Below are 21,180 nucleotides of genomic sequence, written 5' to 3' on the forward strand. Positions count from 1 at the left end.
CACATGTCGAAAGAATCCTCGCACCGGGTGGTGGCGATCGTCGACGAGGGGTCGAACCCGTTCGAGCTGGGCGTGGCGACCGAACTGTTCGGTCTGCGCAGGCCGGAGCTGCCGCGGACCTGGTACGACTTCGGGCTGTGCGCGGCGGCGCCGACGGTCCGGATGCACCTGGGGATGTTCACCGTCACCGGGGTCGCCGGGCTGGCGGCGGTCGACGGGGCGGACACGGTGGTGGTGCCGAATCGACCCGATCCGGTGGCGCCCGCCCGCCCGGAGGTCCTCGCCGCGATCCGCCGCGCCGCCGACCGCGGCGCCCGGCTGGTGAGCTTCTGCACCGGCGCGTTCACCCTGGCCGACGCCGGGGTTCTGGATGGGCGCCGGGTCACCACGCACTGGCGCTGGGTGGCCGAGTTCGCCCGCCGCCACCCCCGGGTCCACCTCGAACCCGACGTCCTGTTCGTCGACGACGGCAACGTGCTCACCGCGGCGGGCAGTGCCGCGGCGCTGGACCTGGGCCTGCACATCATCCGCCGCGACCACGGCGCCGAGATCGCCAACACCGTCAGCCGCCGCCTCATCTTCTCCGGCCACCGCGACGGCGGCCAACGCCAGTTCGTCGACCGCCCCCTACCCCCACGCCCCGACACGTCGCTGGCCCCGGTCCTCGACTGGGCCCGCACCCACCTGGACCACCCACTCACCGTCGCCACCCTGGCCACCCGGGCCGCCACCAGCCCAGCCACCCTGCACCGGCGGTTCCAGGCCGAACTCGGGACGACCCCGTTGGCCTGGCTGATCACCGAACGCGTCACCCTCGCCTGCCGCCTCCTGGAAACCAGCGCGCTGTCGCTGGACCACATCGCCACCACCTCCGGCTTCGGCACCGCGACCAACCTCCGCACCCAACTCCGCCGCCACACCGGCCTCACCCCCACCGCCTACCGCCGCCGCTTCAGCGTCCACAGTGGAAGGTCCTGACCGTCGACTTCGCAGCGGTGTACACGAGGCGGTGACAAGCTCCTCGACCCGGTAACAACGGCGCGCGGGCAGACGATCCACCCGGTTGACCGTGGATCTTCGAAGAAGGGCTCTACCGGGTGGATGCTGTGGCGTGGTGGCGCAACCGCAAGCGCAAATGGCTTTGGGTCGTCGGTGCGTCCCTGTTGGGCCTGTTCGTGATCGCGGCCATCGCCGGTGATCCGAACCGGGGCCAACGGCAAGCCGCCGCCGCTCCGACCACCACGATCGTCGCGCAGGACCTGATCACGTTGCCCACCGACCTCGTCGGGAAGAACGCGGCGCAGGCGAAAACAACGTTGCAGGAACTCGGTTTCACCGCCGTCGACTACCAGTCTGTCGACGGCCGCACCGTCATGGTCGCCGAGAACTGGACCGTGGTCGCGGTCGAATCCGCGGCGGCCGCCGTAGCGCGGACCGACCGGATCATCTTGCGAGTCGACAAGCCGCAACCGGTGACGACCCAGCCGACCACCACGACTGCCACGACTGCCACGACCACGACCGAAGCCCCGCCCGTGACCGCCGCCCCGGCACCCCCGCCGGTCGCGGATCCCCCACCCGCCGAGCCCGAGGCCACCGAGCAGGCGCCTGCCAACGTCTACTACAAGAACTGTGACGCGGCTCGGGCCGCGGGTGCTGCTCCGATCCACGTCGGCGAACCGGGCTACCGGATCGCTCTAGACAGGAACAAGGACGGCGTGGCCTGCGAGAACTAGCTGAGCGGTTGTCGCGGTGGGCTGCCTTTCGAGGGGGAAGGCAGCCCACCGGTCTGTCTCTTGTGGACTTTACTCAGGCGGGGTGGGGGAGGCAGGAGGCTGGGCTGGCGAGGAAGGTGATGCCTTGCCAGCCGGTGCCTACTTGTTGGGGGACGCCGTTGTAGGTCCAGGTGACGTAGTGGCGGTACCAGAGGAGGGTGCCGGTGGGGGTTGTTGTGTAGAGGACGCCGGAGCCTGCGGTGGCGGTGTTGGTGAAGTTGGTCCAGCCGTGGCCTATAGGGAGGGCTTGGATGTCCCATCGCTGGTAGTAGCGGGCGTATTGGTAGAGGTAGGCGGTTCCGTCGTTGCCGAAGGCGTAGAACTCGCCTGAGTTGCCCGCGATGACGCGCGTGAAGGTGTGCCAGCCGACTCCGATGAGTTCGGCTTGCCACTGGCCGTCGGTCTGGGTCCATGACCGGAGTTCGCCTGAGTCGTCTATGCCGTAGAACGTGTCGTCGCCGGTGGCGGACAGGGTTCTGCCTGGTCCGACGTAGCGGTCGAAGCCGTGGCCGACGATCTCGTACTGGGTGTCGCCGAAGTTGTCCCAGTAGGTGCCGTCCCAGTGGTAGCGCCGCAGCTCGCCAGTGCCTATAGGGATGAAGAAGAACGTGCCGTGGCCCGCCGCGCGGACGGTGCCGTGCCATCCCTCGCCGATGTAGCGCTTAGCGCCCCAGTTGCCGCTGCCCGTGGCGGCCCCGAAGTGTCGGTACGCGAAGAGGCTGCCGTCTTGCTCCACGCCGAATACGTCGGTCCCATTCGGGCCGCCATCGCAGAGCGGTGGTGGGTGGACTTGGGCGCTCGCGCTCGGCGCGCTCACGGTCATGACGGCGAGGGCAAGTGCGGCTGCGTGGACCAGCACGGCTCTCCAGCTCATGCGAACCTCCCTGGTGGCACCTCGATGGTGCCACCAACCTTGCTGCGTCCGCAGTCTCTACCTGCGGTTATGTCGTCCAGGTGCCATCGCGTGCCACATCTGGCGGCAATCTGAGCCAGAAGTAGTTGTGATGGTGCCACTCGTGTGCCATAGTTGTGCCATGGACCTGACCACGTACGTGAACAAGCTCGGACAGGAGTTCGCCACCCTTGCCGAGGCGGGCGGCGACGAGGCGCGGGCGCTGGTCGAGCGGCTGACCGGGCCGCTGGAGTCGGCCATCCGGATGACGCTGCTGGAGGCGCTCTCGGCGGCCGCGGACGAGATCACCAGCGATCTGGCCCCGGGGTCGGTCGAGTTGCGCCTGCGCGGCCGTGAACCGGACTTCGTCGTGAACGCGCGGTCGGACGAGACCCCGCAGGACACGGCCGAGGTGAGCGCGGAGGCGCTCTTCGCCGAAGAGGGGCCTAGCGCCCGCATCAACGTTCGACTGCCGGAGCAGCTCAAGACCGCTGTTGAGGAGGCCGCTGCCGCTGAGGGGCGTTCGGTGAACGCCTGGCTGATCCGGGCGGCGTCGGCCGCGCTGCGACAGCCCACGCAGCGTCCCGAATCGGGCGGCAAACGGACCAAACAGCGCCTCACCGGCTGGGTCCACTAACCACCCCACGCTCTTTCCACCACACGTCCTCCACCTGCGAGGACGCTCACCAGATACAGGACGAGGGAACACCCATGCCTACTTTCGCCACCCCCGAACCCATTTCCGTCACCCTTGAGCTCGGCGTCGTCGGCGAGGTGCTGATCGTCGCCACCGACCGCACCGACACCGTCGTCCAGGTGCGGCCCAGCGACGATTCCGACGAGTCGGACGTGAAAGCCGTGAGCCAGGTCCGCGTCGAGTACGCGAACGGCACGCTGCTCGTCAAAGGCCCCAAGGCACGCGCTTTCGACTTCTCCCGCAAGACCAGGTCGGTCGAGGTGACCATCGAACTGCCCAGCGGCTCCCGGATCTCCGGCGAGGTGCAGGTGGGCGGACTACGCGGCGAGGGCCTGCTCGGCGAGACCCGGTTCAAGTCCTCCACGGGCAACGTCCGGCTGGAGCGGACCGGCCTGCTGCGCCTGGACACCGCCGCCGGGCACATCACCGTGGGCCGGGCCGCGGGCAACGCCGAGATCCACACCGGGTCCGGCAAGATCGCGGTCGGCGAGGTCGACGGCACCGCGATCGTCAAGAACTCCAACGGTGGCACCGAGATCGACGTGGTCACCGGCGACGTGCGGGTGCGCTCGGCCAACGGCGACATCTCCATCGAGCGGGCTGGCGCGGGCGTCGACGCCAAGTCGGCCAATGGCGGCGTCCGCGTCGGCGAGGTGGTCCGCGGGACGATCGCCCTCGCGACCTCCATCGGTGACCTCGAGGTCGGCATCGCCGAGGGCACCGCGGCCTGGCTCGAGGCCGACACCGGTTTCGGCCAGGTGCGCAACCTGCTCAACAACGCCGACCGCAAGCCGGAGAGCGCGGGCGAGACCGTCGAGGTGCGCGCCAGGACCTCCCACGGCGACATCACCATCCGCCGCTCCTGATCCCCATTTGCCGCCCTGAAAGGGAAAATCATGACCACCCACTCGGCGATCTCGGCGACCGGGCTGCGCAAGTCCTTCGGCGACCACGTCGTGCTCGACGGCCTCGACCTGGATGTGGCACCCGGCACGGTCTTCTCACTGCTCGGCGCGAACGGCGCGGGCAAGACGACCACCGTGAAGCTACTGTCCACTTTGATCAGTGCGGACGGCGGTAGCGCCCGGGTCGCCGGGCACGACGTGGCGACCGAGCCGGACGCGGTCCGCGCCTCGATCGGCGTCACCGGCCAGTTCTCCGCCGTGGACAACCTGCTCACCGGCGCGGAGAACCTGCGCCTGATGGCCGACCTCCACCACCTCGGCCGCGCCGACGGCCGCCACCGCGTCGCCGACCTGCTCGACCGGTTCGACCTGACCGAGGCAGCGGGCAAACCGGCCTCGACCTACTCCGGTGGCATGCGCAGGCGGCTCGACCTCGCGATGACCCTGGTCGGCAGCCCCCGGGTGATCTTCCTCGACGAGCCGACCACCGGCCTGGACCCGCGCAGCCGCCGCGGCATGTGGCAGATCGTGCGCGAGCTGGTCGCCGAAGGGGTCACGATCTTCCTCACCACCCAGTACCTCGAGGAGGCCGACGAGCTCGCCGACCGGATCGCGCTCATCGACCACGGGCGCCTCGTCGCCGAGGGCACCGCGGCCGAGCTGAAGCGCCGCGTCCCCGGCGGCCACGTCCTGCTGCGCTTCCCCGACGCGCCCAGCCTCGAGGCCGCCGCGCGCGACCTCGGCCAGGTCACCCGCGACAACGACGCGCTCGCCCTGCGCGTGCCCAGCGACGGCAGCGTCCGGGCGCTGCGCGACCTGCTCACCCGGCTCGCCGACCGGGCCATCGAGGTCGACGAGCTGTCCGTGCACACCCCCGACCTCGACGACGTCTTCCTCGCCCTCACCGGCAACCCCAAGGACGAAAAGGTGGCTTCCTGATGAGCACCGCGACCCAACCCCTGCGGTTCTACCCACTGCGCGACTCGGCGACCATGCTTCGCCGCAACCTCAAGCACATGCTGCGCTACCCGTCGATGACCGTGATGCTCGTCGGGATGCCGATCGTCTTCCTCCTCCTGTTCGTCTACGTGTTCGGCGGCACCATGGGCGCGGGCCTCGGCGGCGAGTCCGCGGGACGCGCGCAGTATGCGAACTACGTGGCGCCTGCGATCATCCTGATGACTATCACTGCGACCATCCAGGGCACCGCGATCTCGGTGGCCATGGACATGGCGGAGGGGGTCATCGCCCGGTTCCGCACTATGCACATCGCGCGTGTGTCGGTGTTGACCGGGCATGTGATCGGCAGCATGGTGCAGGCGTTGATCAGCCTTGCGGTGGTCATCGGGGTTGCTCTGCTGGTCGGGTTCCGGCCGAGCGCGGGGGTGGGGGAGTGGTTGGCGGCCACTGGGTTCTTGCTGATCGTTACCTTTGCGTTGGTCTGGCTTGCTGTTGCGCTGGGGCAGGTCAGCAAGAGCGTTGAGACTGCGAGCAACCTGCCGATGCCGTTGGTGCTGCTGCCGTTCCTGGGGAGTGGGTTCGCGCCGACGGACTCCATGCCTGCTGGGCTGCGGTGGTTCGCTGAGTACCAGCCGTTCACGCCGATCATCGAGACTCTGCGGGGTTTGTTGATGGGGCAGGCCATTGGTGCGAACGCGTGGCTGGCGCTGGGGTGGTGTGCGGTGATCGCGCTTGGCGGGTACTTGTGGTCGAAGAAGCTGTTCAACCGGGAGTTCTCCGGGTGACGTCTTGTGAGGCGGGCCCTTTTCCTCCACGAGCAACCGCTTGTGGGGGAAAGGTCGTGTGTGTGGCTTCCGTGTTCGGCTGGGGGGCGGCCTCGTCGCCTGGCGGCGAGCTCGGTGGCCCGGGCGGACGGCCTCGTTGCCTGGCGGCAACCTCGGCCACCGGGATCGGACGCCTCGTTGCCTGGCGGCAACATCGGGCCCGATCCGCGATTTTCGAGCTTTGCTCGATGCGGTGGACCTGTTTTGCGCGGGGCCCCTACGACACCCGTGGCAGAACCGCAAAGCAGGGGCCCAAAAGCAGGCCCTGCCGCGCAAAAACGCTACGGCTGCCGTCCCCCCACACAAAACAGGTCCACCCCATCGAGCACTTGGCACCAGCGAGTCCGACTGTCCAGGCGCTGGGTTGGCAGGGCAGCCGAGGGCGGGCTGGATTGGCATCGGCCGTTCCGAGTGTCCAGGCGCTGGGAAGGTGGGCTGGGGCGGACCTGACGGCAGCCGGGTTGGCACCGACGGGTCCGAGTGTCCAGGGGCTGATCAGGTCGGGTCTCCCGCGCGAGGGCGCGCTCTGCACACCGAGGCCCTGCGGATGGCCCAGGAGATCTCGGTCCAGCAGGAGGAGGCGGACGAGGGGATCGCTGCGTCCTGCTGGCTCGAAGGCAACACCCGTCGTGCCCGGGGCTGCTTATGGAATGCCTTGGATCTGTACGAGTCACTGGGGTCTGCGGCGGACGCCGCTCGGGTTCGGGCAGCCCTGGGCGAGCTACCCGAACCCGAGCGAAGCTGATCAGATCCTTTGTGGACTATCTTCGGCTGATCAGCCCGGGTGTGGCGCGCAGGCGCCTACGTTGAGCAGGATGGTTGTGTCGTTCCAGCCTTCACCGATCTGGCGGGGGATGCCGTCGTTCGCCCAGCCGGCGTAGTAGTGGTACCAGAGCAGCAGCCCGTCGGTGGTCGTCGCGTAGAAGACGCCCGAGCCCGCGGTGGCGATGTTGGTGAAGTCGCCCCAGCCGGAATCGATCCGCAGGCCCTGGGTGTCCCACCGCTTGGTGTAGCTGTTGTATTCGTAGAGGTAGGCATCGCCGTTGCTGTCGAAGGCGTAGAAGGCCTCATCGCTGCTAGGGACAACACGGTCGAAGACGTCCCAGCCGGTGCCGATTACTTCGCCGTCCGCGTTGTCCCACTCGCCGTTGATTTGCTTGTAGACCCGCAGATCGCCCGTGTCGTCGATGCCGTAGAGCCTGTCGCGGACGGCTGCCAGGGTCTTGCCCTCACCGATGTAGCGATCGAACCCTTGGCCGATGACCTCGTACTGCTCGCCCTCGAAGGTCGCCCACTCCTCGCCCTTCCACTGGTAACGCCGCAGTTCGCCGGTGCCTTCCGGTACGAAGTAGAACGTCTTCCCGTAACCGGCCAGGACGGTACCGTTCCAGCCCGCGCCGATATAGCGCTTCGTTCCCCAGTTGTGGTCGCCCGTCTCGGGAGCCAGGTGTCGGTACTCAAAGAGGTTCCCGTTCTGCTCCACTCCCCACACGGTGACGGAGTTGCCGCAAGACGGTCGCGGGACCGTCTGCGCGGTCGCGGTCGTGGCGGTGAACGTGGCAGCGGCGATGGCCAACCCGGCCGCCAGGGCGCCCCACCGTTTGCTCGATCTCATGTGCACTTCCCCAGGTGTCACGTGGATGTTGCCACCCCGAACACGCCCGAGGTCCGGGACCGGTTGCCTCGACTTCCGGAGATCTGCCGGACGAGGGGATCAGGACTGCACGGTCGCCGACGCGTACTTGCTCAACGCGATCCGGTTCGGTTCCCCGGTCTTGGCGATCAGGCTGGAGACGTGCTTCTCCACCGTGCGCGGGGACAGGTGCAGCGCGTCGGCGATCTCCCGGTTGCACAGCCGGTCCACCAGCAGCCGCAGGACCTCGTACTCCCGGACCGTCACCCCCGCCGACCGCAGCGCGGCCGGGATCTCCTCGGTTCCCTCCCGCCGCTGGCTCACGGTCGCGCCGCCCTTGCGCAGCAACGTCCGGCAGGCCCCGGCCACGGCGGGGACACCGGTGCGGTGGAAGTGCTCCTCGGCCGCCCGCAGCCACTCGATCGGCGACCCCCACTGACCCGCCAAAGCCAACGGCGCGACCAAGCGCAACCCCAGGTGCCGTGCCATCGCGTAGGGCGCCCCGGACGCCACAGCGCGGGCCACGGCGGCGCACGCGTCCTCCGCCCGACCCGCGCGCGACGCGAGCACGGCCGCGGCGAAGTCGGAGAACATCCGGTCCCAGCGCAGGCGGCTGGCGGGGGAGGAGGTCATGGCGGCGAACTCGGCGGGGGAGATGTCGTCGGCGAGGGAGCGCAGCAGCAGGTTGAGCCCGTAGCGGCCGGAGAGGTGGAACGTGGTCGGGTTCTGGTCCTCCGCGGCCACCGCGGCGGCGCACTCGGCGTGGGCCAGGTCCTGGTTCTCCTCCATCAACGCGCAGAACGCGCCCGCGAGGCCGTGGATGCGGGGCGCGTGCTGGGCGTGTTCACCACCCCAGTGCCGCAGTTCCTCCAGGGCCGCCGCCATGTCGGCGCGGCGGCCGCGGTGGCCTGCGAGGACCGTGCGGTGCAGCAACATGTACTGCGTCGTCTCCACCAGGCGCAACCGGGTGGTGGCGGTCAGCACCTGCGCGGTCAGCCGGTCCGCCTCGGCGAAGTCGCCGCGCAGGATCAGCTGCATGGCGATGTTGACCTCCGCCTGGTACCGCGCGGTGACCGCGCCGATGCGCGAGGCCGAGTCCCGGGCCATCTCCAGCCGGTCGATGCCGCCGTCGCGCAGGGCGTCGTCGTGGCCGAGGCGGACCAGGGCGTGCACCTCCCAGATCGGCAGGTTGTTCTCCACCGCGATCACCCGACTGCGCTCCAGCAGGGCGGTGGCCTCCGCCGGGTCCCGCTGCCGGGTCAGCGCCCCGAGCAGTTGCCACGCCTGGCAGGCGACCGCGGGCAGGTCCGCGCCCTCGGCGACCACCGCGGCGCGCCGGGCCATCTCCTCGGCCTTGGCCAGCTGGTTCGGGCCGGGCACGTCGATCTCCAGGTGCGCGGCGACCACGTCGATCGCGGCCGTGTCCGCCGCCGACGCCCCCGGGCCCAGCAACGCCCGGGCGGCCGCGACGGACTGCAAGCCCACCTCGGCGCGGCCCGCGTGCACGGCCACCCACGCCAACCGGGTGTGCAGGCGGGCGCGCCGGTCCGGGGCGAGCCCGGTGACCTCGTCGAGCAGGTACACCATCGCCAGCGCCCGGTCGACCTCCCCGGCCTCGGCCAACGCGTGCAGTTGGGCCTCCAGCGCGGCGGCACGCTCGCCGGTGTCCGGTGCCAACAGGTCACAAGCACGCGCCAACAAGGCCACCGCTGACTGCGCCGCGCCCTGCCCCAAAGCCCGGTTGCCCGCCATGGCCCACAACCGCCCGGCGGCCAAAGGTTGACCCGAGTCGAGCCTTAACGCTGCCGTGAGCTGACACCACTCACCGGGCAACCCCGGATACATGGCCTCGACGGCGTCGGCGACCTTGCCGCACAACGCCGCCCTTTCCGTGGGCGGAATAAGAGTCAGCAACGCGTCGACGATCAACGCATGTTGAAATGCGTACCAATCGGGGGTTTGCTCATCCGGCGCGACCAGGTGTGCCGCATTGTCCCCGTGAAGATGGCTGAGCAGATCCCGGTAAGTCAGACCGGTCGCCTCTTGCACCACCGTCAGCGGGAAACGCTTCCCCAGCACGGCACAGGTCAGCAGCACTTCCCGCGCGGTCGGCTCCACCGCGTCCAACCGGGCACCGACGCTGCGCAGCAACGTGGCAGGCGGGTTCGGGCGCCCGGACTCGGTGACCCGCCACCCGTCCGCGGCCCGCGTGAGCAGGCCGTTGTCGACCATGCCGTCCAGCATCTCCTCGGTGCGGAACGGGTTGCCGCCACCGCCCGCCCACAGCAGGTCCGCCACCGGCTCGGGCACCTGCGCGGGCTCGACCCCCAGTCGCGCCGCGGCCAGCCGCCGCATGTCGGCGCGGCCGAGCCTGCCCAGTTCGAGCACGGTGCACGCCCCGCGCACCCCGGCGGCCCTGGCGAAGCTGAGCGCCTGGCCCTGGTCGGCGCGGATGGTGCCCACCAGCACGGTCCGCTGACCGGCGAGGTTGTCGGTCAGGTAGTCCACGACCGCGAGCGTCTCCAGGTCGGCGTCCTGCAGGTCGTCGAGGATGACCAGGCAGCCGCGGTCCTCACCGGCCAGCGCGGTCAACCGCAGCACGGCCTCGGCCAGGATCACCAGCGACCCGGCCTCCTGGTTGCCCGGCGCCGGGCCGAGGTCGGGCACCAGCCCGGCCAGGATCGGCCGGTACGGACCGAGTGCGTCGAGGTCGATCGGCCCACCGGCGCGCACCAGTGACAGCAGCGCTTCGGTGAGTGATCGGTAGGGCACAGCGGGACCCAGCACACTGCCCCGGCCGCGCAGCAACCGCATCCCGGTGCTGTAGCCGATGTCGGCCGCCGCGGCGGCGAGCCGGGTTTTGCCGATGCCGCTCTCACCGACCAGGAACACCGCGCCGCCGCGCCCCCCGCGGGCGTCGGCCAAAGCGTTCTCGATCGCCTTCAGCTCATCGTCGCGACCCACGACCTGCGACGATCGATTCACCACGAGCCGTGACAGTAGCGGGGGTCCGATTTGCGGTCTAGCCACCAAATGGCAGTCCGAATGGGCGCATCGGCCCCCGATATTCGCGTGGCGCGGTCACCGGCTGTCCGCACCGCTCGCCGGTGGGGATCAACCGGGCGCGCCACGCGAGTGATCGGCACTCCTCAGCCGGTGATCGAATCCGGCCGGTTCCCGCAGCAGGTCGTGCTACCCGGCCAATTGGTGGTGATCGCGGTCGGGTCGTCGAACGCCCCGAAAGCCACCGCGGTCGCGGCGCCAGCGGTGATCACCAAACCGGCCAGCGCGGCCGCCCGCACCCCGAAGGTCACCGCGGGTGTCGCCAGCCAGGCGCTTGTCCGCACCCGGTCGACGAAATCGCCGTCACCCATATCCGTCCACTCCCCTTCATCGGTCATCGCTTGCCCGCCGCCGCCGGTTCCAGCGACAGCGCCGAGGGCACCCGGTCGGCGAACGCCGACCGCAGCAGCCCGTACCCCACACCGGCGACCCCACGCAGTAGGCCGGGTGTGGTGATCCCGCCCGGCGTGGCGCACACCGGCCCGTGCCGCTCGAGCGCGTCGAGCAGCAGGGCGGTGCGGGCCCGCAGGACGGGTCGCGGACACAACCCGGCCGAGGTGAGCACCAGCAGCGCCTCGACCACGCCGGACTCGCCGTGGCACAGACCGAGGTCGCGCGGCACCGGTCGGGCCGTGTCCGTCAGCGCGCCAAGCACATCACACCCCGCTCCGGCCGCCGCGACCCCCACCGCGATACCGGCCGCGCCGTGGCACCAGCCGAGCGCGCCGGGGGCCGCCGCGACGGCCGTGGTCAGCACCTGACGTGCCGCCTCGGCCGCCGCGTCGGCCGTTTCCCCTGGTGGGACCCAGTTCGCGAACCGGGTCAACGCCAACGCCATGCCCGCCGCACCATCGGCGAACCCCACGCCCTGGGGTTCGTCGACCACCGCCAGGTACCGCTGGAGCGTCGCGGCACGGGTTGCCCCTACCCGTGCCGCCTCCGGCAGTCCCAGTTCGGTGTGCACGGCGAGCATGGCGGCCAGGCAACCCGCGGTGCCGGCATCCCAGCCGTGCGGGTCGCCCGGGGTGGCGGCGTGCGCGGTCAACCCGACCGCGTGCGCCGCCCAGTCTCGGACGTCGTTGTCCTCCAGCAGGCGCGCCAACCGCGCCAGCGCGTAGGCGATGCCGCCCAGTCCCTGCTGCGCGCCGCCGCCGATGGCGGTGACCAGCCCGGGAGCGTCGGCGAGGGTGTCGAACAGGCGCGGGACCCCGGTGATCGCCTCCGCGGCGACCTCCCGGTAGCGCGAGATCCCGCTGGTCTCGGCCAACTGCGCCAGGAACAGCGCGACACCCAGGTAGCCGCTGCCCAGCGACGCGCCCATCGGCAGCACCAGCCACTGCCGGTCGTCGACGAGTTCGAGGCCCAGCCAGTTGACCCGGCCCCGGCCCGCCTGGCTCGACGCGATCAGCTGGTCGCCGAGCCCGCAGGCGGCGGCCAGCAGGCGCTCCGGGTCGGCCGCCGTGCCCGACAGCGCCCCCGAGGACGGCGCCTGCCGGTGCCCGTCGGCGTCGCCGCGGCGGGTGGCCAGGGTCGCGGAGATGATCCACGCCTGGTCGCGCCGGTCGGTCTCGCTCATCGCGGCGACCTTGTCCAGCGCGCTGTCCAGGCCGGTCCTGGCGACGACCCCGCTGATCACGGTGCCGTCGCCCGCCTCGAGCTCGCCCCCGCCCGCCCGGCAGGTGAACAGCGGCACGTCCCCGGCGATGAGCTCCGCGCGCTCGGCGGGGTTGAGGCCGGGCGCGGTGAACGCCCAGTCGCGCGAGCGGCGCAGCGCGGCCGGGTCGGTGGACTCGGCGAGCAGTGCGGCGTAGGCCTGGGTGGGGCGCGGCACGACCCGCACGGGCAGGTCGGCGCAGGCGGTGAGCAGCCGGACGTAGTCGGCGCGGTGGCGCAGGACGGCGTCGTAGGCGAGCCGGAACCCGGCCACCAGGGCCGGTTCGTGCTCCACCGGGTCCAGGTCGCGCCCGGCCAGCCGTGGCCGGTTGTCGCCACCGGTGAACTCGGCGCGGACCCGGACCGGGCGCATCGCGTCGGTGCCCGGGTCAGCCCAGTCGACGACCGTGCCCGGCCAGAACCCGCCGCGCCCGGCACCGATCCCGGAGATGTCGATCGCGCCGTCCGCGCCGACCGCCACCGTGGGCAGCAGAGCGGTCCGCTGCACCGAGTCCGCCAGCGTCGCCGCGGCCGGGCACCCGGTGTCGGGCTGGGCCAGGGACGGGTGCAGCAGCGTCTCGACGTCGACCAGGACCGGCTGGTCACCGCAGGCGATCACGTTCTGGTGGTGCATGTCGGTCGCGTGCAGCAGGTGCAGCAACGCCAACTGGGCGCCCTGCCTGCGGTAGAAGAGGTCCGCGGCGTCGAGGTCGGCCAGGGGGGTGGCGCTGACGTGCTCCACCCAGCCGCAGTCGGCGCGCGCGACCGTGGCCAGCGCGCGCAACCCGAGGTCGGGCACGTGGTCGTTGAGCAGGTCGGTGAACTGGCCGAGGACGACCTGCGCCCGCACCCCGCGCGGCCGGTAGATCACGGCGCGGCCATCGGCGAAGTCGAGCCGCGCGACCGCGCGACCGCCGCCGTGCGGGTCGCCCAGCCGCGGCCGCAGCCCGGTGACCGGGCCGGGATCGGTGCCGCCGAGCAGGTCGCGCACGATGTCGGCGCGGTCGCGGGTGAAGCGGGTGAGCATCTCGACCGTGGCGTCCTCGACGGCGCCGGAGGTCTGCGCGAGGAGCCGGGCCAGGCCCGGGTAGGTGCCGAAGAACGCGGCGAGCCCGCTCGGTGTGCACAGTCCGCGCACGAAGTCGGCGAACCGCTCGGTACCGGTCCCGCCGACGAGCCGGTCGCGCTGGTCGCGCAGCGCCTCGACCATGGCCCGCGCCGCCAACCGCGTCAGGTGGTTGGCCAGCCAGTCCGCGAACGCGACCCCCACCGCGTCCGTGTCGACGTCCTGCTCGCGCAGCGCGTCCGTGACGGCACAGCGGGTCGTGGCGACCAGGGGGAGCAGTGGCAGCGCGAGCGCGCGCCGCCAGTCGTCGGGAACCGGCGCGGGGGCCACGGCCTCGGTAGCCGCCTCCACAACGACCACCCACAGTGGTCGGTCCACCTGTCCCGGTGCTGCCTCGTGCCACCAGTCCGGCGCGAACAAGTCGGCCGACCGGCGGGTGCTCGGTTCGGCCGCCTGTCTCATCACCCCTGCACCCTGACACGGTCAAGGGGAGGGGTTATAGGTAGAACCTACCTAATTTCTCGCTCCCAGCCCGTGGGCGCCCGACCCGCCGGTGACCACCCCCGGCGGCCGTTCTTGATCACCTCGGGTAGTCGCGCCCGCCGATTTCTCGCGGTCGACCAGCCAATTCTAGGTAAGTCCGGCAGGCGCACGGCTGGTTTCGCCGCGCTTCACCCGATCGGCAGGCGACCGGGGCGGCGGTCCTAGGCGGCCAGCGGGAGCTCGGCGGTGCTGTAGAGGAGGGCGACGCCCTGGTCGGTGAGCAGGACGGGGGTGTAGCGGGCGTGGTCGTGGGCCGAGTCGACGGCGATGAGGCCGCGGCGCAGGAGGGTGTTGAGGGTGCTGGCCTGCCACGGGGCGACCTGGTCGCCGGGGGTGCCGTCGAAGTGCGTCCAGTGGAAGGTGGCGGTGCCTGCCCACGACCCCGCGAACAGCACGGCGTTGGTGGCGACGTCGAAGAGGGTGGACATCATGTCGTCGTTGGTCACCGGGACTCCTCAGTGGTTCGTGGTCGTTACTGCTTCGTGGCGTTGATGCCATCGTTGACCAGCGGTCGACCGCGGGGCCTGGTGAACAACCGCCTCGCTCTCGGGTCGCACCCGGCCCGCAACCGGCGGACCGTTCAAGTCTCAAGTGGACAGTCGTGAAGGGACTGTCTAGCGTCGCGCAATGTCACTGGAGTGCGGAGTTTGGTGCCGACTGTCCCTTGTGGGTGACACACGATCGTGCCATCTGGGCTGCGCCGCGCGAGGTGGTTGACTACACCGGAGTGGGGACGGCACCGGGCTGGTGGACGAGACCGGCAGGCAGGAGGCTCGGGTGGCTCGGGTGTTGGTGGTCGACGACGACGCGGATGTGCGGGACCTGGTGGTCGGGTGGCTGCGGGTGGACGGCCACGACGTGGTCGACGTCGGTAGCGGGGCGCTGGCCCTGGGGTCGGTCGAGGACGGTGGCCTGCCGCAGCTGGTGGTGTTCGACGTCCTGATGCCGGGGATGGACGGGATCTCGATGCTCGGGCACCTGCGGCAGCGCGACGGCGACCTGCCCGCGATCGCGCTGACCGTGCTGTGGTCGAGCGCCGACATCGCCCGCGTCCGCGACGCCGGGGCGGTCTACCTGCCCAAGCCGTCGAACGGGGGCGAACTGCGGTCGGTGGTGCGGCGCCTGCTGTCGGCCGGGACCGCGGAGCCGGGCGGTAGACGATGACCGTGGCCGCCTCGCTCGCCCGCACGGCGGGGTTCGCCGCCCTGTTCGTGGCGGCGACCGTGGCCGGGCGGCTGACCGTGCTCGACTCGGCCAGCCTGAGCCTGGTGTGGCCCGCCGCCGGGGTCGCCGTGCTGTGGTTCTGCGCGCAGCGCGACTCCCCGGTCATGTGGGTCGACGTGCTCGGCCTCGCGCTGATCACCGTGCTGGTCAACTCCGCCACCGGCGCCACCCCGGCGCAGGCCGCCGTCTTCGTGGTGTCCAACCTGCTGCAGGTCTGGGTGTTCGTGACCCTCGTGGTGCGCTGGCGACCGGACATGTGGACCCTGGGCCCCGGGGGCGGCCTGAACGGCCTGCGGGACCTGTGGGTCATGCTGGTGAGCGCCTTCACGGCCGCCACCACCGGCGCCGCCGTGGGGCCGACCGCGCTGTGGTTGATCACCGGCCACTACTCGGGGATCACCACGGCGGTGTGGATGGCCCGCAACGTCGCCGGGGTGCTGCTCGTGGGCATCATCGGCCTGTGCGCCGCCCGCGCGGTCGCCGCCCGCCGCGCGGACGCGGTGAACAACCGCCGTGCGGACGGGACGAGCGGCTGGCGGGTGGTCGAGTACGTCGCGGTGTCGGTGTGCTCGGTGATCGGCTACCTCATCGCGTTCGCCAGGGACGAGAGCCTGCCGGTGGCCTCGATGCTCATCGCGCTGACCGTCTGGGCCGCCGCCCGCCTGTCCACCACCTACGTCGCGCTGCACACCGGCGTCGTGGCCACCATCGCCGTCGTGTTCACCCTGCACGGGCAGGGCCCGTTCGCCGTGGTGCCCGCGCACGCCGGTCGCGCGCTGCTGGTCCAGCTGTTCGTGATCATCGTCGCCGTGGTCGGCCTCGCGCTGGCCCTCGGCCGCGACGAGCGCGACCTGCTGCTCGCCGAACTGGCCGAGGAGAAGGAGCAGGCGGCGCTGCGCGCGCAGCTCAAGCGCGCCATCATCGACTCGATGGCCGACGGCGTGTCGGTGGTCGACTCCACCGGCCGGGTGAGCCTGCGCAACCCCGCCGCGGTGCACCTGCTCGGCGGCAAGACCAGCCCGGACGACATGGCCGCCGCGGGCGCCCACTACGGCGTGTTCAACCTCGACGGCTCCCCGCTCTCGGCCGAGGAGCTGCCCTACTTGCGGGTCCTCGCAGGCGAAGCCGTCGGCGACATGGATCTGCTGATCCGCAACGACGGCGTCCCCGAGGGCCGGATCGTGCAGGTCAAGGCCACTGCGCTGCCCGAACCCGACGGCGGCCGCAGCGCCGTGCTGGTCTACCACGACGTCACCGCCGAACGCCGCCAACGCGACGAACTGGCCTCCTTCGCCGGTGTCGTCGCCCACGACCTGCTCAACCCGCTCAGCGCCGTCGACGGCTGGAGCGATGCCGCCAACGAGGCGCTGCGCCAGGCCGGGACGGACCCGGCGGTCGAGCAGGCGCGCTCGGCGCTGGTCCGGGTCCTGCGCGCGTCGAGCCGGATGCGCGGGCTCATCAACGACCTGCTCGCCTACACCACCGCTCGCGACGCCTCGATCGCGCCGGTCCCGATCGACCTCACCGCCGTGGTCGCCGACACCGCCGCCGCCCGCACCGACGCCGCCGTGGCCGCGGCCGAGCCGGTGCCTGAGTTCAGCCACGACGCGCTCGACCCGGTCCAGGCCGACCGGGTGCTGCTGCGCCAACTCCTGGACAACCTCATCGGCAACGCGATCAAGTACACCGCGCCCGGGGTCGTCCCCGAGATCACCATCAGCACCACCCGGCGCGCGGCGGTGGTGACCATGGAGATCGCCGACAACGGCATCGGCATCCCCGCCGGACAGCACGAGCGCATCTTCGGCTCGTTCCACCGGGCCCACGTGGACACCGGCTACACCGGGACCGGGCTGGGACTGGCCATCTGCAAGCGGATCGTCGAACGCCACGGCGGCACCATCACCGCCACCGACAACCCCACCGGCGGTTCGCGGTTCATCATCACGCTGCCCGCGGCGATCGACGTCGACTACGCGCCGCCGGTGCCGCGCGCGAGCGACGCGTCGCGGGTGGCGGGCCGCTGAGCCGCTATCGAGTCTCGAACCGCGCGACCAGCAACGCGATATCGTCCTGGGTCGGCGCCGCGTCGACGAGGGCGTCCATCACCCGCCCGCACACCGCCTCTGGACGCTCCGGGGTCACCGCCTCGGTCAACCGGTCCAGGAACGGGTCCAGCGCCTTGCCCCGGCGCTCCACCAGATCGTCGGTGTAGAAGGCCAGCACCGCGCCGTCGGGCAGGTCGAGCACGGTGTCGCGCCGGGGGCGCCTGCTGTGCAGACCCAAGCCCACCGGCGGATCCGGGGTGATGGCGGCCAGCACGCTCGGGCGCCCCGGAACAGCCAGCACCGGCGGCGGGTGGCCCGCGGAGGAGACGGTAACGGTCCGGTCGGCCAGGTCGATCACGGCGTAGGCGACGGTGGCCATGCTGCTCTGCTCGAAGTGCGACACCTTGCCGTGCAGCTTGGTCAGCACCTGCGCCGGGCTGTCGTTCTCCAGCGCGTAGGCGCGCAACGCGCTGCGCAACCGCCCCATGACGACCGCCGCCCCCAAGCCGTGCCCGGCGACGTCCCCGATCACGACGCCGACCCGACCGCTGGGCAACTGGAACACGTCGTACCAGTCGCCACCCAGACCGGCCACGGCACCGGGGACGTACCGGGCCGCGAAGCTCACCCCGGCCACGTCGGGGAAGCGGGTCGGCAGCAGGCTGCGCTGCAACGCCGTGGTCGCCGCGCGTTCGGCGCTGGTCGTCTCCGCCTGGATCGCCAGCGCGACCCGGTCGGCGACCAGCAGCAGCAGGTGGGTGTCCGCCTCGGTGAACTCGCGCACGGTCAACGATCCGACGTGCAGCACCCCGATGAGTTCCTCGCGCACCAGGATCGGGACGCCCAGCAGCGCGCGCAGCCCCTTGCGCCACAGCGCCGGGCTGGCCACGGTGGTCTGGTCCACCCGGTCGAGGATGACCGGGCGCCTGGTCGCCGCGACCCGGCCCGCGAACCCGGCACCGAGGTCGATGGTCACCCCGTGCCTGATCTCTTCCTCGATCCCCAGCGTGGCCCGCACACTCAGCCGCTGCGTGGTGGCGTCGTAGAGCAGGATCGTGGCGGTATCCACCTCGAACAGCTCCCGCACCCGGGCGAGCAACGCGAGTAGTGACTCGTCCAGCTCCATGTGGCGCAACTCGACATCGGTGATCGCTTCGAGCACGCTCACGCGGTCGGTCGGGCTGGAGGTCGCGGACACGACGCGCAGCCTAACCGCCGACCGCCCGAACGACGCGCCGTGGATCACGCGCCACGCGGTCGGACCAACCACCGGTCTTCTTGCCGCGCCCCACTCGGCTCATACCGACACGGCCCGTGTCCGCATCCCGCCTGGCTGCTTGCCTGCGCCAGCGAGCACCCGCCCCGGCCGCGGCCTTGCCCCCACCACCGTCCCCGAGCCTCGCCGTCGTCGCCCCCGGAGTTGTCCACAACCCCTCGCGCTGTCCACAGCTCGCGGGCGAACCCCTTGACAGGCCCCGAAAAACGGTAGGCTGGAAGCGGGTGGCCCCCGGGTGGGTGGGGCTCTGCCGTCCGCCGGGGTGGGGAACTTTCGGGGTGGGACGGCGTCGGCTTGCGACAGTGGTTCCGGTGCGGGGACGGGGCGTGGGGGACTGGGTTCGGGGGGACGGGGTGTGTGGGGGACGGGGGTGGACTGGGGAGAGCCCAGGTGCGAGGCAGAGTGGGCCCGCGCGCAGGGCAAGGGCGTGGGCCCGAAGTCGGCTGATGGGCCTGCCGCAGGCGGATAGGGCCGCCGGTGGTGGGTGAGGCTACCGGCGGGGTGGGCGTTCGGTGGGTGGTTGGACCACTCGGGCGGGCTGACCGGCAGCGGGGGTCAGCGGGCCGGGTGGTGGCGGGGTAGGCGGACGGTCACGGTGATGCCGGGGTCGTGGTGGTCGAGGGTTATGCCACCGTGGTGGGCCTCGACGATGGTTTGGGTGATCACCAGGCCGAGGCCGGTGCCGGGGATGGTGCCGTGCCGGACGTTGCCCGCGCGGAAGAAGCGGGTGAACAGCTTGTCGCGCTCCTCGGTGGGGATGCCGATGCCGGTGTCGGCGACGCTCAGTTCCGCGGTGTCGTGGCGGTGGGCCAGCCGCAGGGTCACCGTGCCGCCGTCGCGGCTGTACTTCACGGCGTTGGAGACCAGGTTGTCCACGACTTGGCGCAGGCGGTGCGGGTCCGCCTCGATCACGAGCTCGTCGGGCAGGTCGAGGTCGATCCGCAGCTGTCTGGTGTCGGCCGCGGGTCTGGCCGCGTCGGTGGCGGCGGTGACGATGGTCGACAGGTTGACCTCGCTCAGGCACAGGGTCGCGTGCCCGCTCTGCAGCGCGGCCAGGTCGAGCAGGTCGTCGACGACCGCGGTGAGCGTGCTCGCGTTGCGGTGCACGACCTCCAGCATCCGCGGGGTGTGCTCGTCGGTCGGCCCGTCGAGCAGCAGTTCGCTGTAGGCCAGGATCGAGGTCAGCGGGGTGCGCAGCTGGTGGCCGACCAGCGTGATGAAGTCGTCGCGGGTGCGGTCGAGCTGCGCGGCCAGGCCCGCGGTGTGCCGGTGGGTGGCGAACCGGCCGATCTGGCTGCTCACCGCCTGCACCGCGTCGGTCAGGTCGGCCCGGTCCTGCTCGTGGGTGTCGGCGAAGCAGGTCAGCACGCCGACCAACCCGCTGCCGTGCACGGGAACCGCCAGCGCCGCGCACAACCGCGGGTGCCGCGCGTCGCGCACACTGGGGACCCACAAGGCTTTCCCGTCCGCCCACACCGAGCCGGTGATGCCTTGGCCGCGGAACACCGGACCGGTGAGCGACGCCCCTGGGGACAGGTCCGCCGCCGCCCACTGCCCGGCGAGGTGCAGCTTGTCGGCGACCGCGTCCACCAGCCACAGCTGCGCGTACGGCCACGCCAGCGCCGCGGCGACCGCCTCGGCGAGCGCGGGAGCCGCGTCCAGCAGGGTCTTGGCCGACGCGAGCGCTTCGGCCACGCGCAGCTCGCAGGCCCGGAAGCGCTCGGCGCGCCGCTGCCTGGTCACCTCGTGGAGCACGACCACCGCGCCCGCCGCCTGGTGGTTCTCGTCGCGGATCGGGGTCGCGTTGGCCAGGTAGGTGCGCGCGGGTGCCCCGGGCGGTTTGATGATCACGTCGAGGTCCCGGACCGGCTGGCCCGCCAGCGCCCTGGCCAGCGGGGTGTCGCCGGGGGCGAGCCGCACGCCGTCGCCGGAGTGCAGGGCGGCGCCCAGGTTGTAGATGTCGGCCTGGCGGCCGTCGTCGGGCAGCGCGATGGCCTGGTGCATGGCCTGGTTCATCAGGATCAGGGTGCCCCGCTGGTCGCAGGCGGCGACCGGGCTGTGCATGTTGTCGATCACCGCGTGCAGGAAGTCGCCAGGCGAGCGGGTGTGCTCGGCCGCGTCGAGCAGGGGCGCGGCGAGCTCGGCCGTGCGCAGCAGCGCGATCAGCTCGTCGTCGGTCCAGCGCCGCTCGCCGGTGTCGGCGACCGCGAGGGCGCCCACCGCCCGCCCGTCGCGGTCGCGCAGCGGCACCCCCAGGTAGGCCCGCACGGCGCCGCGCCGCACGGTGCGGAAGTCGGCGTAGTCGGGCGACCCGGTCGCGTCCTGGACGACCAGCGGGCTGTCCACGCTGACCACCACCGGGCACAGCGACTCGGTCAGCGGCGCCCGCCTGGTCGAGGTGAGCGGCTCGCCGATCCCGAAGCAGCCCGCGAAGTGCACGTCCTCGCCGCCGACCAGCGTCAGCATCCCCATCGGCGCGCCGACGGCTTGAGCGGCCAACCGGGCGATCCAGTCGGCGCGGCCCGAGTGCGCGGGGATCGCCAGTTCCACCCGCCGCACCGCGGCGAGTCGCTGCGTCCCCGTCAGTACCGCCCCGTCGATCGCACCGGCCACACCAACAC

16 protein-coding genes are annotated in these 21,180 nt (G+C 71.7%); 8 read left to right on the forward strand and 8 right to left on the reverse strand.

The genetic code is table 11. The features are described from left to right. Positions 1-3 precede the first annotated feature (3 nt). Positions 4-978: a helix-turn-helix domain-containing protein gene (locus LV75_RS33000; protein WP_253891376.1), complete on the forward strand. Its 975-nt coding sequence runs from the start codon at positions 4-6 to the stop codon at positions 976-978. A 119-nt stretch (positions 979-1,097) separates the two neighbouring features. Continuing rightward, positions 1,098-1,736, forward strand: a complete 639-nt coding sequence (locus LV75_RS35725) for an excalibur calcium-binding domain-containing protein (protein WP_253891377.1) — start codon at positions 1,098-1,100, stop codon at positions 1,734-1,736. 73 nt (positions 1,737-1,809) lie between these two features. Here the strand turns inward: LV75_RS35725 and LV75_RS33010 are convergent, their stop codons facing one another. Continuing rightward, a complete protein-coding gene (locus LV75_RS33010; RefSeq protein ID WP_253891378.1) occupies positions 1,810-2,649 on the reverse strand; it encodes a tachylectin-related carbohydrate-binding protein in 840 nt (279 codons plus the stop codon). Between the two features lie 160 nt (positions 2,650-2,809). On the opposite strand from LV75_RS33010, the gene LV75_RS33015 reads away from it, so the two are divergent. The 4 genes from LV75_RS33015 (at position 2,810) to LV75_RS33030 (ending at position 6,014) form a co-directional block, all read left to right on the forward strand. Then, positions 2,810-3,304 carry an Arc family DNA-binding protein gene (locus tag LV75_RS33015; RefSeq protein ID WP_253891379.1) on the forward strand — a complete coding sequence of 165 codons (495 nt, stop codon included), beginning with the start codon at positions 2,810-2,812 and terminating at the stop codon, positions 3,302-3,304. A 74-nt stretch (positions 3,305-3,378) separates the two neighbouring features. Continuing rightward, a complete protein-coding gene (locus tag LV75_RS33020; protein WP_253891381.1) occupies positions 3,379-4,230 on the forward strand; it encodes a DUF4097 family beta strand repeat-containing protein in 852 nt (283 codons plus the stop codon). A 30-nt stretch (positions 4,231-4,260) separates the two neighbouring features. Then, positions 4,261-5,208: an ATP-binding cassette domain-containing protein gene (locus LV75_RS33025; RefSeq protein WP_253891383.1), complete on the forward strand. Its 948-nt coding sequence runs from the start codon at positions 4,261-4,263 to the stop codon at positions 5,206-5,208. Then, positions 5,208-6,014: an ABC transporter permease gene (locus LV75_RS33030; RefSeq protein ID WP_253891385.1), complete on the forward strand. Its 807-nt coding sequence runs from the start codon at positions 5,208-5,210 to the stop codon at positions 6,012-6,014. Before LV75_RS33025 ends, LV75_RS33030 begins: the two co-directional genes overlap by 1 nt. Before the next feature lie 814 nt (positions 6,015-6,828). On the opposite strand, the gene LV75_RS33035 is transcribed toward LV75_RS33030, so the two are convergent. The 5 genes from LV75_RS33035 to LV75_RS33055 form a co-directional block, all read right to left on the reverse strand. Beyond that, positions 6,829-7,668 carry a tachylectin-related carbohydrate-binding protein gene (locus LV75_RS33035; RefSeq protein ID WP_253891386.1) on the reverse strand — a complete coding sequence of 280 codons (840 nt, stop codon included), beginning with the start codon at positions 7,666-7,668 and terminating at the stop codon, positions 6,829-6,831. Positions 7,669-7,767: 99 nt separating this feature from the next. Then, a complete protein-coding gene (locus LV75_RS33040; protein ID WP_253891388.1) occupies positions 7,768-10,674 on the reverse strand; it encodes an ATP-binding protein in 2,907 nt (968 codons plus the stop codon). 161 nt (positions 10,675-10,835) lie between these two features. Then, positions 10,836-11,060: a hypothetical protein gene (locus LV75_RS33045; RefSeq protein WP_253891389.1), complete on the reverse strand. Its 225-nt coding sequence runs from the start codon at positions 11,058-11,060 to the stop codon at positions 10,836-10,838. A 23-nt stretch (positions 11,061-11,083) separates the two neighbouring features. Next, complete coding sequence (locus LV75_RS33050) at positions 11,084-13,930, reverse strand: type 2 lanthipeptide synthetase LanM family protein (protein ID WP_253891391.1); 2,847 nt, start codon at positions 13,928-13,930, stop codon at positions 11,084-11,086. Between the two features lie 242 nt (positions 13,931-14,172). Next, complete coding sequence (locus tag LV75_RS33055; RefSeq protein WP_253891393.1) at positions 14,173-14,457, reverse strand: hypothetical protein; 285 nt, start codon at positions 14,455-14,457, stop codon at positions 14,173-14,175. 331 nt (positions 14,458-14,788) lie between these two features. Here LV75_RS33055 and LV75_RS33060 point away from each other — a divergent pair, with 331 nt between their 5' ends. Continuing rightward, a complete protein-coding gene (locus LV75_RS33060; protein ID WP_253891395.1) occupies positions 14,789-15,175 on the forward strand; it encodes a response regulator transcription factor in 387 nt (128 codons plus the stop codon). Further along, a complete protein-coding gene (locus tag LV75_RS33065; RefSeq protein ID WP_253891396.1) occupies positions 15,172-17,262 on the forward strand; it encodes a sensor histidine kinase in 2,091 nt (696 codons plus the stop codon). The genes LV75_RS33060 and LV75_RS33065 overlap by 4 nt, the downstream gene beginning before the upstream one ends. A 4-nt stretch (positions 17,263-17,266) precedes the next feature. Here the strand turns inward: LV75_RS33065 and LV75_RS33070 are convergent, their stop codons facing one another. Then, a complete protein-coding gene (locus LV75_RS33070; protein WP_253891398.1) occupies positions 17,267-18,481 on the reverse strand; it encodes a PP2C family protein-serine/threonine phosphatase in 1,215 nt (404 codons plus the stop codon). A 633-nt stretch (positions 18,482-19,114) separates the two neighbouring features. Beyond that, on the reverse strand, positions 19,115-21,172 hold the full coding sequence (locus tag LV75_RS33075; RefSeq protein WP_253891400.1) for a sensor histidine kinase: 2,058 nt from the start codon (positions 21,170-21,172) through the stop codon (positions 19,115-19,117). Positions 21,173-21,180: the final 8 nt, after the last annotated feature.

It is taken from the genome of Actinokineospora diospyrosa, assembly GCF_024171925.1.
Lineage (GTDB): Bacteria > Actinomycetota > Actinomycetes > Mycobacteriales > Pseudonocardiaceae > Actinokineospora > Actinokineospora diospyrosa.